The organism is Trinickia dabaoshanensis (assembly GCF_002879885.1).
Taxonomy (GTDB): Bacteria; Pseudomonadota; Gammaproteobacteria; order Burkholderiales; family Burkholderiaceae; genus Trinickia; species Trinickia dabaoshanensis.
The window spans coordinates 99,009-112,339 of record NZ_PNYA01000016.1 but is presented as its reverse complement, the minus strand read 5'-3'; the positions used below and the strand labels follow the sequence as shown (position 1 = coordinate 112,339).

Below are 13,331 nucleotides of genomic sequence, written 5' to 3'. Positions count from 1 at the left end.
TTGGAGAGTAAGAGATGGGCCAGGTTTTGTTCGTCGTGTGGCGCGAAAGCGTCGAGGCACTGCTCGTGGTGGGCATCCTTTACGCATGGCTGAAGAACGGCGACCCCGAGGCGCGGCGCGGTTTGCCGTATCTGTGGGCCGGCGTGGGCGTCGGCATATTGGCGGCGGTGGTGCTCGGTGCCGCGCTGGTGGGCTTCAGCGAAGTGCTGTCCGGCGATGCGGCGGACTACTTCCAGACGGGCATGGTCCTGGTCGCGTGCTTCCTGATCGTGCAGATGGTCCTGTGGATGAAGCGCCACGGGCGCACGCTCAAACGCGACATGGAACGCACGCTGCAAGAGCGCACGCGCGACGGCAACGGCTGGGGTGTCGCGGTTCTCGTCGCGCTGGCGATCGCCCGCGAGGGCAGCGAAACGGTGATCTTTCTCTACGGTCTCGGGTTCGGTCAATCGGGGCACGTGGGCCATGGCGATATCCTGGCCATCTTCCTCGGGCTCGGTCTCGCATTCCTCACGTTCTACATCCTCCAGCTCGGCGGCCGCGTGTTTTCCTGGCGTCATTTCTTCCGCGTAACGGAAATCATGCTGCTGCTGCTCGGCGCCGGTCTGTTGCAAACGGGTGTCGACAAGCTCATCGATAAGGAAATCCTGCCGCTCGGTATTTCGCAGGTGTGGGATACCTCCCGGCTGCTCGACGATTCGAGCACCGTCGGCTCGCTGGTCGCCGCGTTGACGGGCTATCGTGCCCACCCGGCGCTGACCAATCTGGTGGCTTACGCGCTGTATTGGCTCGTTGTCGGCTGGCTCGCGCGGCGCGCCGGCCGCGCGCCGGCGCAGGCGGCCGGACGCACGGCATGAGCTCGCCCGCGATCGGCGCCGCCGGCCAAGGGCGGCTCGCGCGTGTCGGTGCGTGGATGCAGCGCAACGGCGCGGCGATTCGCGCGATTCAATGGGTCGTCGTCGCCGTTTACGCGTTTCTCATCATCGTCCCGGCGTGCTTGCCGTTGCCGGGCGAGAGCGCGCATCTTTGGAACAATCTCACGCTGGCCGCCCAATTCGTGTTTTGGGGAATCTGGTGGCCATTCGTCTTGCTGTCGATGGTTTTGCTCGGCCGTGTATGGTGCGGGGTGCTTTGTCCCGAAGGGGCGCTGGCCGAATTCGCTAGCCGCCACGGAAGAGGGCGTGCCATTCCGCGCTGGATGCGCTGGGGCGGGTGGCCGTTCGTTGCCTTCGGCCTGACGACCATTTATGGCCAGATGGTCAGCGTCTATCAGTATCCGCGCGCGGTATTGCTCGTACTGGGCGGTTCGACGCTGGCCGCCATGGTCATCGGTTTCCTCTACGGTCGAGACAAGCGCATCTGGTGCCGGTACCTGTGCCCCGTCAACGGTGTGTTTTCCCTGTTGTCGCGGCTCGCCCCGTTCCACTACAAGGTAGACGAGGCTGCTTGGCGGCGTTCGTACACGGCGGGCGAGCGCGGTCACCGCGTCATTCCGATCAACTGTGCGCCTCTGGTGCCATTGCGAAATATGAAGGGCGCGGCGTCGTGCCACATGTGCGGCCGCTGCAGCGGTCACCGGGACGCCATTGCATTGAATTGGCGTTCGCCGGCGCAAGAAGTTGTCGAGTTGGGGCGCGACGCGGCGAACGGTTGGGATACGGCCTTGATTCTTTACGGCCTGCTCGGTGTCGCGATCGGGGCGTTTCACTGGAGCGCGAGCCCATGGTTCGTCGAGATCAAGCAGTACCTCGCCGGCTGGCTGATCGATCACGACTTCACGTGGATGCTCGACACGAATGCGCCGTGGTTTCTCTTTACCCATTACCCCGACCAGAACGATGTCTTTTCCTGGCTCGACGGCACGCTATTAGTCGCCTATATCTTGGCGACGGCACTCGTTTACGGCACGGTGCTCCTTGCCCTTATGACGGCAGGCGCTCGCGTGCTCGGCAAGTTCGATCGGGCGCGCTTGCACCATCTGACGCAATCGTTGATTCCAATCGCGGGCGCGGGCGTGTTCTTGGGATTGTCGGCGACGACGCTGTCGCTGCTGCGCGCGGAACATGTGCCGCTGGACTGGGCGTCGACCGTTCGCATCGCCGTGCTGGCGATCGCTAATGCGTGGAGTGCCTGGTTGGCTTGGCGCGTCACGGGCCAGTACACGCGGCGCGTCTCGTTGCGCATTGGCGCGATGGTATGTGTGGCGGCCGCGCTGGCGGTTGCCGATAGCGCTTGGTGGCTAATGTTTTGGGGCTTCGCGCGATAGCGGAACGCACCCAACAGCGAATCAAACAAGGACCGAAAAAAGCGGCATGGCTGGCTGCGACGTCGTTAAAGAGGGGCACGAAGGGGTCTAGACTCACGTGCTCGACGTTGCGCTGGCTACTGCCCAACACCTCTCGAGGAGGTGGTCCCCACAATACTCGGTGCTTACTTCGTCAGGATCAATTTGCCCAGACGGGTGGCTCGCAACTGGTATCGCTCACCGTTGTGAGCGATAAAAACGTGACTATGCCCCTGCAATAAGTGGTCGCTCGACAGCGTACGTTCCGCCGTACCGTTGCTGTCTTCTCGCCGCGTGCCTACTGAGTCCTTCGAACGGGACCGAGTGACACTGTTCATTGACGTTCTCAACGTTAGCGTGGACTGACGCGTGGGTTCACTCATGCTGGAGCCATCGTTGTTCGATTCGATAAGATCAATTATAAATGAGAATCATTATCGATTGTAAAAAACAAATTCATTGAGATAGGGCACTGATAGGGCGCGACCATCGTCGTCCGATGGCCGGAGGGGACCCGGCGGCCGAGCGGCCGCCTCGTTCAATGAAGCGGCGTCGCCCGCGTAGGGTTGCGCGCGTATTCGCGAATGAGCCGCACGGTGTCGATATCGGCCTCGCGGTACGCCGATTTCACGATCTCGCTGGTTTGGCGGGCGTCTTCGGTGTCGGGCGTGGGCAACGTGGTGGCATATTCGAATCGGACGAACAGTTGCAACTCGTCGGGTTGCTCGATCGTCATCGTCAGCGAGCCGCCCACGTGCGCCTCTGTGGCCAGGATGTCGTAGCGCACGCTTTCGTGCGGCGTCAACGTGACGCGATCGCGGACGGTCGCGTGACCATAGTGCAACTCGCGTTCGAGCGTATCGGCCGTGCGCGACAGAATCGTGCAGCTATCGAGGCCGAGCACGAAAAGCTGCGGCTGTTCGGCGCGCAGCACGAGTCCTTCCCATAGCTGGTCGCGCGTGAGCGTCTCAGCGAGCGGGTTCAATGGATCGTTGATCTGGACGAGATGTTCGAAATTCAAGGGCGTTCCTTCTGCAGCGAGTGCGGCGGGCGGGGCGATTTACACTTCGTCGGGTGTCGCGGGCAATATGGCCGCGAGCCCGGTGTTGATCGCGATCGGTCGCGTCAATATCTTATGAACAGGGCATGCGTTGGCTATTTGAAGTAGCCGCTCGCGTTGCTCATCGGTCAGTTCGCCGTGCAAGACGATTTTCCGGTCGATCGTCGAGCCTTGATCACCCGTTTGCATCGAGAGCGACACTTGCACGTCCTCGAGCGGCCAGCCCTTGCGCTGCGCATACATCTTCAACGTGATCGACGTACAAGCACCCAAACCCGACAGCAAAAGCGATACCGGGGTAGGGGCGCGGTCGCCGCCGCCGAGCGACACGGGTTCGTCGGCGTGCCACAAGTGATGGGCGCCGTCGTCGAACGTGACTTGGTAGGGGGTTGCGCCGATGCTTGCCGTGACAACGCGTTCGCTCATGCCTGTCCTCCTGGTTGGAAAGCTGGCGAGCTCGGGGCGCTGTGCCGCCGGCTTGCGCAGCCGAGCGGCTATTGTGACGCAATTCGTGGCCGTGCGCGTGCACGGAGCGATGGGCGCCCGCCATCGGCCCTTAGCGCGAGCGCTTCAATGCGCGATTTCGCCCATCCGTCCGGCTTGATAATCGACGATGGCTTGCCGGATCTCGTCTTCCGTATTCATGACGAACGGGCCGTGCCGCACCACCGGCTCATTCAGGGGCACGCCGCCGATGAGCAGCACCTCGAGCGGCTCGTCGCCTGCGGAGAGCGTCACCGCATCGCCATCGTCGCCGAAAATCACCATGCGCTGCGCCCCGATCTCGCGCTGCTCGTCGCCATAGCGTCCCGTTCCGCTGAGCGGGTAAGCGAAGACGCGATATGCGCTCGGCACGGGCTGGACGATGGACGCGCCCGGTTGGAGCGTGAAGTGCTGGTAAAGGATCGGGGTGCGCGTTTCGATGGCGGCCTTCACGCCGAGCGCTTCGCCCGCAATGACCTTCACGCGAACTTTGCCGTCGCTCGTGGAGGCAGTCGGAATTCGCTCCGACGGCATCTCTTGGTAGCGCGGCTCGATCATTTTGTCGCGCCGGGGCAGGTTCACCCACAGTTGCAACCCATGCACGCGGCCGCCCGCCCGTGCGAACGCGGGGTCGGGCATCTCGCTGTGCACGACGCCCGCGCCCGCCGTCATCCATTGCACGTCGCCCGGCCGCAGCACGCCGCGATGGCCCGCCGAATCCTTGTGAGCGAAGCTGCCCTCGAGCATGTAAGTGACGGTTTCGAACCCGCGATGCGGGTGATCGGGGGCGCCCTTGGCCTCACCCGGGGCGTAATCGATGGGACCCATTTCATCGAGCAGCAAAAAAGGATCGAAGTCCATTAACATTCGGGTCGGGAATGGGCGGTGAACGACGAAGCCGCCACCTTCTAAGGTGCGAACTGCCGCGATGGTATGGCGGATCGTGCGGGACGTGGTCATGAGCAATATCTCGAAAGGGACGGTCGCGTAAGAATGTGAGACCTATTATATGGACGGGTCCGCGCCCGTTTTAGCCCTGTTCAGAGCAATGGATTGTCCTACCGTTGGAACGATGAAATGCAGCTCGATTCGCAAAATCTAAATGACTTGATGTACTTCGCGCAGGTCGTCGAACACGGTGGTTTTTCGGCGGCAGAACGCGTGCTCGGCATCTCGAAGTCGCGGCTGTCGCGCCGCGTGGCCGAACTCGAAACCTCGCTCGGCGTTCGGCTGCTACAGCGCTCGACGCGCAAGCTCTCGTTGACCGAGGCCGGCGACCGCTTCTTTCGGCATTGCCAGGCGATGCTCTCGGAAGCGCAAGCCGCGATGAACGCGGTTCAGGAGTTGCGCTCGGCGCCGCGCGGGACCGTCCGTGTGAGCGTGCCGGTGACGGTCTCGCAAACGATGCTCAGCGAGATACTTCCCGAGTTTTTGCTGCGCTATCCGGAGGTGCGCGTCTCGATCCGGGTGACCAACCGTGTCATCGATCTGTACGAGGACTCGGTCGACGTCGCGCTTCGCGTGCGCTCCGAGCCGCCCGATAGCGCCAACATCGTCGTGCGGCCGTTATGGCGCACGCAGCAGTTGCTCGTGGGCGCGCCCAGTCTGCTGAGTCAACATGCACCTCCCGTTTCGCCGGCGGACCTGGCCAAGTTCGATACGCTCGATACGCCCAGCGGCGATGGGCGGCACGCATTTCATTTGACGGCGCCCGACGGCCGGCGCCACGTTCATGAGCACGAACCTCGGCTCGTGACGGCCGATCTGTCGACGATACTCGAAGCGGTGCTCGATGGCGTGGGCATCGCCGCGTTGCCGGAGATGATGTACGGCGCTGCTTTGCGTACTGGACAACTTTCGCCCGTCATGCCGGGCTGGACGTTGCCGACCCCTCAATTGTTCGCCGTGTTCGTATCGCGCCAGGGCATGGTGCCGGCGGTGCGAGCCTTCGTCGATTTTCTGGTGGAAAAGCTAGACCAGGAAAACCACACGATGTTGGAATGTCCCACTCGCGAGCAGGTGAGGGCGGCCCAATTGGCGAATAGGGAAGCATCCGCGGCGGTGGCCGATCCGGCCCGTTGATGCTCGACGCCGCCCGTGCGCGGCGCGATGGGCGATGGGCGAATCGCTTTTACCATTTAAGTCGCCGGGCCGATCAGTAGTTTCAATGGCCGGTGTCTTGAAGCACGGGGCGCCGGAGCCTATAGTGAAGTGCCTTTCGCGTTGGGGCGTCCAACGTGAAACCAGACGGATGCTCTTATAGCAAGCCGGATAGGGCCGACAGCGTGGTCCGTGCGAGACACGGCGATCGCATGCGTTGCTCGATAGCCAGTCCGATGGCTGGGAGCCCGCCGCCCGAAGGCGCCGCGTGCGCAGCAAAAAGGCCCTCATCGCCGATGAGGGCCTTTTACTTGTTGGACTTCATTCAATGCGCGCGGGGTTCCGTGACGAACCCAATTTGCGTGAGCCCGCTTTCCTGCGCCGCCGACATCACGTCGGCCACCCGTTCATACGGCACTTTACGATCGGCGCGCAAACGCAACTGCGGTTGGGGCTTCGTTTGCGCCGCTTGCTTAAGGGCGGCGCGCAAGCCGGCATCGTCGACATTCGCCCCATCCCAAACAAGCGTGCCGTCGGCTCGCAGCCCAACCTCGATATGGGCCGGTTTGACATCCTGCGCCTGACTGCCCACATGCGGTAAGTCGAGCTTGATCGCGTGCTCGATCGCCGGAATGGCGATCATAAAAACGATTAGGAGTACCAACATCACGTCGATCAACGGCGTCATGTTGATTTCGCCCATGAGCCCTTCGTCGGCATCGTCTTCGAATAGCGGCATCGCCATGATTCGCTCCGATCAGTTTGCGCGCGTTGCCACACGCAACGCCGGACTCGCTGCCGGCGCCACGCGCGCGCCGGTGACGAAATAGGCGTGAAGGCTATGGGCGAAGCGGCGCAGGCTGCCGACGATCGCCCGGTTCGAACGTGTGAGCGCGTTGTAGCCGAGCACAGCGGGCACGGCGACGACCAGGCCGAAGGCCGTCATGATGAGCGCTTCGCCGATCGGGCCCGCGATGCGGTCGATGGATGCTTGCCCGCTTTCGCCGATGGCGATCAGTGCGTGATAAATGCCCCAGACCGTGCCGAATAGTCCAACGAACGGCGCGGTGCCGCCGATCGACGCCAATACCGCGAGCCCGCGCTGCATGTGGGCAATGCCGTCGTCCATCGAATCTTTCAGGCACCGCGTGATCCAGTCGGACACGTCGAGCCGGTCGTGCAGATGGGGACGCGTGCGTTGATGATGCTCCGCGGCTTCTTGACCCGATAGCGCCAGCGCGAGAAACGGGTTGCGTTCGCGTGCGGGTACGGCGCGCGCCAACGTATCGACGCCGGCCGCGAAGTCGTCCGAATGCCAGAACTGCCGTTCGGCGTTTTTCGTCAGCCGGCTGAGCCGTACGACGTTCCATCCCTTTACGACGATGACCGTCCAAGACATCAACGACATCGTGAGCAGCGTCAGCGCGATCGCGCGTGTGACCAGATCGCCTTGCGCCCAGGCGTGGGCCAGACCGTAGCTTTGCATGTGTACGTCCTCTTGTTCTTGGTTCTTACTTCTTACGAATTGGAAGATCAGTCGTCGTCGAGTCCGAACGTGAACGCCTGCGTGTACGACACGCGGATCGGCGAGCCGTTTTCCAAGTAGGGCTGGCAGGCGCTGGCCCGCAATGCGTCGACGGCCGCGTCGTCCAGCCGCGTAAAGCCACTGCTTTTAGCGAGCGAGACGGCATCGATCGCGCCGCTGGTTCCGATGACGAACCGCACCGTGGCCGTGCCCGTTTCGCCGCGACGCCTCGACAGTTCGGGATAAGCCGGTTTCACGATGCGGCACTCGGCATGTTCGACGTGCTTCGGGGCGGCGACGGCGATCGTTTCGCGGGCAACCGATGAAGCGGCGGAAGAAGGGTTGGCTGCCGCCTGCGCTGTGGGCGCGGAGGCACGCTCGACGCTGGGGGCCGCGGGGCCGGTTGGTGCCGGCACCGGCGCAGGCGCAACCGGCTTGGCAGCCGGCGCGGCGGCCTGCTGTTTCGATACTGGCTTGGCCGGCCTGATCTCCGGCCGCCGCTCGGGTTGGTGCTGAACGCGTTTGGCGGGGGGCTGCGCAGGCGATTGCACGGGAACGGCGGGGGCGTTGGATGGCTCGCTCAGCAGTTGTGCGACGATCGCCGTGGACTCGATCGGACGAGGCACCGCGGCGCGGTTCGCGGTGACGAAGACGGCAATCAAGACCGCGTGGGCGAGTGCCACGCACAGGAATGCGGGGACGATACGTGAACGCGACATGCGGGACGGTGTTGCCGGCCCTACGCCGGCCGCAACGGGAGACGAGGCTTGCATGTTAGCGGGAACTGGGCGCGGCGACGCCGGCGCAGCGAGCGGTACGATGTCGCATTACGAACGGCAGATGAACAAAGAAATGCACAGGGTTGCGATAAAGCCGATCAGTAAGACCATCTCGAGCTCCTGGAGCAAAACGAGCGGCTGCTGGCTATAGCGACTGGCGTGCCGACTGGAAAAGCGGAAAACGGGCGGAGGAGGCGGGACGCTTAGGCGGCTTTGCGCTCGTAGAACATGACCGGCATCGGCTGTACGGGCACCGGCCGCTCGACGCCGCAATGGGTTTCGCAGATCCCGCACTGCGCCATGACCTCACGCACCGACTCCTCGCACTTGCCGCAGCACGTGGCCACGCCTAGTTCGAATTGCAGCTCGTCGAAGCTGTCTGCTCCCTCCGCGATGGCGGCGCGGATCTTTCTATCGGAGACGGACTTGCATACGCAAACGATCATGATTGAAGCCAAGACAGAACGTTAATGCGAACTATTATCATTACGTTTTGCGTCGTTGGCAAGCGCATCGTCCGGTTTTTTGTAACAAGTAGCCGTAACGTTCGAACCCCATTCGCATATGACGCCGCAATGGGAGCGCACTAGGCGCGACCGGTTTCGACCGTTCAGGCGTTGTGGGGAAAGGGCGAGAAAGGGGGCGTGATCTCCCGCTCGCAGCGGGAGCGGCAGTTCAGACGGAAGGCGCTTGCTGCGGCGCTTGGTCGCAGCCGGTAATGCAGACGTGTTCGATGGGACCGTCCAGCCCGAGCAGCATCGATGCGAGCCGGCGCATATGCACGCCTTCGTCCGTCGAGCACAGCCGCGGCGGCGGCGGTTGCGTATCGGCCGGCGCGCGCAAACCGTTCGCATCGAGCACGCGTTCGAGTTGCCGTGCGATCGCCACGCTCGTGTCGATGAGCGTCAGTCGTCCACGCGCAATGTCGCGGATCGCGGCGTCGAGAAACGGGTAATGCGTACAACCTAGGACGAGCGTATCCGCACCGGCCGCAAGCATCGGCTCGATATAGCTCGCGAGAAGCGCGCGCACCTGCGCAGTATCGATTTCGCAGCGCTCGACCGCTTCCACGAGCCCATGGCCGGGTTGGCACATGAAGCGGCAGTCGGACGCGTAGCGTTCGATCAACGATTTGAATCGTTCGCTGCGCAGCGTCACCTGCGTCGCGAGCACGCCGGCCACGCGCGACTTCGATTGGCTGGCCGCCGGTTTGATGCCCGGTTCCACGCCGATGATAGGAATGGCCAGGCGCGCGCGCGCCAACGCGATCGATTCGGCCGTCGCGGTATTGCAGGCGACGACGAGGGCCTTGGCGCCTTGCGCGACGAGCCATTCCCCGATCGCAAGCGTGCGCTCGGAGATGAACTCGTTGTCGCGCAGCCCGTACGGCGCATGCAGCGAATCGGCGACGTACAGCAGCGACTCGTGCGGTAGCTGCGCGCGTATCGCCCGCAGCACCGACAGCCCCCCGAGCCCCGAGTCGAAAATGCCGATCGGCGCGGTACGGGCGCGCGCGATCGTGGCGCGCGGCACCGCCGAGGAGGCGGAGTCGGCGAGCGGCCTATCGGACGATGCGGACGATGCGGACGATGCGGACGATGCGGTCATGACCGGCGAGGCGAGGGCGGATGGTACGCGAGCGCGCGGCGGTCAGGATTGCGCGGGCGAGCCCATGGCCGATTGCTGATAGTTCTGGATGCCGACCTTGTCGATGAGGTCGAGCTGCGTTTCGAGCCAGTCGATGTGCTCTTCGGTGTCGTCGAGGATCGTCGAGAAGATCCCGCGCGATACGAAATCGCGCACCGACTCGCAATAGGCGATCGCTTCCTTGCAGGTGGCTTGGGAGCCTTGCTCGAGCTTTAGATCGCATTCGAGGATCTCTTTCGTTTCCTCGCCGATGAGCAGCTTGTGCAAGTCCTGCAAATTGGGCAGACCGTCCAGCATGAAGATGCGTTCGATCAGCATATCGGCATGTTTCATCTCGCCGATCGATTCGTCGTACTCGTGCTTGCCGAGTTTTTCGAGTCCCCAATGCTTGTACATCCGCGCGTGCAGGAAGTACTGATTGATCGCCGTCAGCTCGTTCTTGAGCTGCGCGTTCAGGTATTCGATGACTTTCTTATCGCCTTGCATAGGTTGTTCCTTGTTTTAGGGGCTATCGGGCTATTGGACTATCGGACCGGTGTTGGCAAACGATAAACGTTGAGCCGGCAAAAGCCAAGGCTTGACACGTCACGTCGGCCATCCGGCCGATGTCCAAGCAAAAAGCCGGGCACGCGGCCCGGCTTTCGTCGAGATGGCGCCGCGTGCGGCCTTACGCGGTGACGACCGGAAGCTTGCCGATCTTCGCTTGCCACTCCTTCGGCCCCGTTTGGTGGACCGACGTGCCGGTCGAATCGACGGCTACCGTGACAGGCATATCGGCAACGTCGAATTCGTAGATCGCTTCCATGCCCAGATCTTCGAATGCAAGCACCTTCGCGCCGCGAATCGCTTTAGAGACGAGATAAGCGGCGCCACCGACGGCCATCAAATACGCCGCCTTGTGCTTCTTGATCGCCTCGATGGCCACGGGGCCGCGCTCGGCCTTGCCGATCATCGAAATGAGCCCCGTTTGCGCGAGCATCGTTTCGGTGAACTTATCCATGCGAGTGGCCGTGGTCGGGCCTGCCGGGCCGACGACTTCGTCGCGCACCGGATCGACCGGGCCCACGTAATAAATGACGCGGTTCGTGAAATCGACGGGCAGCTTCTCGCCCTTGGCCAGCATGTCGGCGATACGCTTGTGCGCGGCGTCGCGCCCCGTGAGCATCTTGCCGGAGAGCAGCAGCGTTTGGCCCGGTTTCCAGCTCGCGACTTCCTCGGGCGTGAGCGTGTTCAGATCCACACGCTTGCTCGTTTCCGTATTCGGTTCCCATTGAACCTTCGGCCAAGCGTCGAGCGGGGGCGCTTCGAGATGGGCCGCGCCCGTGCCGTCGAGCGTGAAGTGGGCATGGCGCGTGGCCGCGCAGTTCGGGATGATGGCGATCGGCTTGGAAGCGGCGTGCGTCGGCGCGGCCATGATCTTGACGTCGAGCACCGTGGCCAAGCCGCCGAGACCTTGTGCGCCGATCCCGAGCGCGTTCACTTTCTCATGCAGCTCGATGCGCAGTTCCTCGATCCAGTCGCGCGGACCGCGGGCGATGATGTCCTGGATGTCGATCGGATCCATCAGCGATTCCTTGGCCATCAGCATCGCCTTTTCGGCCGTGCCGCCGATGCCGATGCCGAGCATGCCCGGGGGGCACCAGCCGGCGCCCATCGTCGGTACCGTCTTGAGCACCCAGTCGACGATCGAATCGGACGGGTTCAGCATCGCGAATTTCGATTTGTTTTCCGAGCCGCCGCCCTTGGCCGCGACCTGCACGTCCACCTTGTCGCCCGGCACGATCTCGTAGTGGATGACGGCGGGCGTGTTGTCCTTCGTGTTCTTGCGGGCGCCTTCGGGCGGATTGACGATCGATGCGCGCAAGACATTGTCGGGGTTCAGGTAGCCGCGACGCACGCCTTCGTTGACCATATCGGTGACGCTCATCGTCGCCGGGCCGCTTTCGCTGCCCCAGCGCACGTCCATGCCGATTTTCAGGAAGACCGTGACGATGCCGGTGTCTTGGCAGATCGGACGGCGGCCTTCGGCGCACATACGGCTGTTCGTCAGGATCTGGGCGATGGCGTCTTTCGCCGCCGGGCTCTCCTCCAGCTCGTACGCTCGGCCCAGGGCCTGAATGTAGTCGAGAGGATGGTAGTAGCTGATGTACTGCAGCGCGTCGGCGACGCTCTGGATGAGGTCTTCCTGTTTAATGACTGTCATGGCTGAGTGCTGTGGGGACGGAGCGGCAAAACGGAAACGATGGCGCTAAAAGCGCACGAAAAATCGCGCTATTGTACCGCGCCGCCGTTACCAAGCACGCTGCGCCCCCGTGGCGCGGCGTCCCGGCCCCTATGACGCAACCGGCGGCGAGCGCTTCGGATCGATGCTCGCGATCGCGATGCCCGTCACGACGCAGGCTAGGGCGACGCCGTGGGCGAGCGTTGGACGTTCGCCCAAAAACACGATGCCGTATCCCGCCGCGGCCACGGGCAGCACGGCGCTGAAGACCCCGGCGAGCGAGCCGTGCACATGGCGGATGCCCTTCATCCAGAGCCAGAACGAGAAGATGCTGGCCGATAGGCCGTACCAAAGGGTCAGCGCCCAGATGCCCCGCGGCACGGCCGTGTAATCGAAGCCGGCCAGTGCCTCGATGCCGAGCGGCAGCATCAGCAAGAATCCGAACAAATGCGTATAGGCGCAGATGTCGATGGCCGCGAGCGTTTGGGTGAGCCGGCGCGACAAGATCACGTAGAGCGATTCGCAGCAAACCGCGCCGAGCACCATGATATTGCCGGCGAGCGAGCCGGTGGCGCCCGCAGCCGCCGAGGCGCCGCCGCGCGATAGATTGACGGCGACGATCCCGAGCATGGCCAAGGCGATCGACACGCAGGCGCGCGCGTTCGGCCGTTCGCCGAGAAAGAGCCAAGCGAAGAGCGCGACGACGGCCGGAATCGTGCTCGTGATGACGCCGGCGGCCACGGCGCTCGTGCGGGCCACGCCGTTCAGCATGAGCAGCGTAAACCCGAATGTGCCGAAGAGCGCCTGCAAGAAGAGATTGAGCCATTCGCCGCGTTTGACCTCGCGCATCTTCGAGGGCCGCAGAAGCGGCCACAATACCGCGAGCGCGATGACGAAGCGCAGCAGCGCGAAGACGAGCACGGGAACGAAAGCGACGATCGACTTACCGATACCGACGTTACTGCCGACGAGCAGCATCGCGGCGATGAGAAACCAAACGTATCGATTCAAGCTGTGATCCGGGGGGAGTTCGGCTAGCATTGTAGGGGGGCGTGCGCGACCACGTAAACCCGGGTTGGCGGCGCGCGCAGCCGCGCCGGCAATAGGGATGTGGTCGACCGAACGGCCGATGGCGCGCGCTGTAAGAAGCCGGTAAGTTGTCGCCGCTACTGTGCACCCACTATCATGCGAGCGCGTTGCGCATGGCGCTTCGTTGTTGCGATGCGGCATTC

At 63.3% G+C, this 13,331-nt stretch carries 15 protein-coding genes; 3 read left to right on the top strand and 12 right to left on the bottom strand.

The window, feature by feature from the left end; translation table 11 throughout:
- Nucleotides 1–14 precede the first annotated feature (14 nt).
- Nucleotides 15–857, top strand: a complete 843-nt coding sequence (locus C0Z18_RS18115; protein ID WP_102646800.1) for an FTR1 family iron permease — start codon at nt 15–17, stop codon at nt 855–857.
- The gene (locus tag C0Z18_RS18110) at nt 854–2,266 is read left to right on the top strand and encodes a 4Fe-4S binding protein (RefSeq protein WP_102646845.1); all 1,413 of its coding nucleotides are present in this window, start codon (nt 854–856) and stop codon (nt 2,264–2,266) included. The genes C0Z18_RS18115 and C0Z18_RS18110 overlap by 4 nt, the downstream gene beginning before the upstream one ends.
- 164 nt (nt 2,267–2,430) lie before the next feature.
- Here the strand turns inward: C0Z18_RS18110 and hemP are convergent, their stop codons facing one another.
- From hemP to C0Z18_RS18090, 4 genes are all read right to left on the bottom strand, one after another.
- Nucleotides 2,431–2,667 carry a hemin uptake protein HemP gene (gene hemP / locus C0Z18_RS18105; RefSeq protein ID WP_102646799.1) on the bottom strand — a complete coding sequence of 79 codons (237 nt, stop codon included), beginning with the start codon at nt 2,665–2,667 and terminating at the stop codon, nt 2,431–2,433.
- Nucleotides 2,668–2,822: 155 nt separating this feature from the next.
- Complete coding sequence (locus C0Z18_RS18100; RefSeq protein WP_102646798.1) at nt 2,823–3,305, bottom strand: SRPBCC family protein; 483 nt, start codon at nt 3,303–3,305, stop codon at nt 2,823–2,825.
- Nucleotides 3,306–3,344: 39 nt separating this feature from the next.
- A complete protein-coding gene (locus C0Z18_RS18095) occupies nt 3,345–3,770 on the bottom strand; it encodes an OsmC family protein (RefSeq protein WP_102646797.1) in 426 nt (141 codons plus the stop codon).
- 144 nt (nt 3,771–3,914) lie between these two features.
- The gene (locus C0Z18_RS18090) at nt 3,915–4,787 is read right to left on the bottom strand and encodes a pirin family protein (RefSeq protein ID WP_102646796.1); all 873 of its coding nucleotides are present in this window, start codon (nt 4,785–4,787) and stop codon (nt 3,915–3,917) included.
- A 117-nt stretch (nt 4,788–4,904) separates the two neighbouring features.
- Between C0Z18_RS18090 and C0Z18_RS18085 the strand changes: the two genes are divergently transcribed.
- The gene (locus C0Z18_RS18085) at nt 4,905–5,909 is read left to right on the top strand and encodes a LysR family transcriptional regulator (protein WP_102646795.1); all 1,005 of its coding nucleotides are present in this window, start codon (nt 4,905–4,907) and stop codon (nt 5,907–5,909) included.
- 343 nt (nt 5,910–6,252) lie between these two features.
- Here the strand turns inward: C0Z18_RS18085 and C0Z18_RS18080 are convergent, their stop codons facing one another.
- The 8 genes from C0Z18_RS18080 to C0Z18_RS18045 form a co-directional block, all read right to left on the bottom strand.
- Nucleotides 6,253–6,672 (bottom strand): ExbD/TolR family protein, encoded by a 420-nt coding sequence (locus tag C0Z18_RS18080; RefSeq protein ID WP_102646794.1) that lies wholly within the window; start codon nt 6,670–6,672, stop codon nt 6,253–6,255.
- A gap of 12 nt (nt 6,673–6,684) precedes the next feature.
- Entirely contained in the window at nt 6,685–7,413 is a 729-nt protein-coding gene (locus C0Z18_RS18075; RefSeq protein WP_102646793.1) for a MotA/TolQ/ExbB proton channel family protein, read from the bottom strand.
- Between the two features lie 47 nt (nt 7,414–7,460).
- Complete coding sequence (locus C0Z18_RS18070; protein WP_158244258.1) at nt 7,461–8,171, bottom strand: energy transducer TonB; 711 nt, start codon at nt 8,169–8,171, stop codon at nt 7,461–7,463.
- A gap of 263 nt (nt 8,172–8,434) precedes the next feature.
- Complete coding sequence (locus C0Z18_RS18065; protein WP_102646791.1) at nt 8,435–8,677, bottom strand: (2Fe-2S)-binding protein; 243 nt, start codon at nt 8,675–8,677, stop codon at nt 8,435–8,437.
- A 229-nt stretch (nt 8,678–8,906) separates the two neighbouring features.
- Nucleotides 8,907–9,839 (bottom strand): glutamate racemase, encoded by a 933-nt coding sequence (murI, locus tag C0Z18_RS18060; protein ID WP_102646790.1) that lies wholly within the window; start codon nt 9,837–9,839, stop codon nt 8,907–8,909.
- Nucleotides 9,840–9,881: 42 nt separating this feature from the next.
- Complete coding sequence (gene bfr / locus C0Z18_RS18055; protein WP_102646789.1) at nt 9,882–10,364, bottom strand: bacterioferritin; 483 nt, start codon at nt 10,362–10,364, stop codon at nt 9,882–9,884.
- A gap of 181 nt (nt 10,365–10,545) precedes the next feature.
- Nucleotides 10,546–12,081 (bottom strand): fumarate hydratase, encoded by a 1,536-nt coding sequence (locus tag C0Z18_RS18050; RefSeq protein WP_102646788.1) that lies wholly within the window; start codon nt 12,079–12,081, stop codon nt 10,546–10,548.
- Between the two features lie 129 nt (nt 12,082–12,210).
- Nucleotides 12,211–13,110: a DMT family transporter gene (locus tag C0Z18_RS18045; RefSeq protein ID WP_102646844.1), complete on the bottom strand. Its 900-nt coding sequence runs from the start codon at nt 13,108–13,110 to the stop codon at nt 12,211–12,213.
- Between the last annotated feature and the right edge of the window lie 221 nt (nt 13,111–13,331).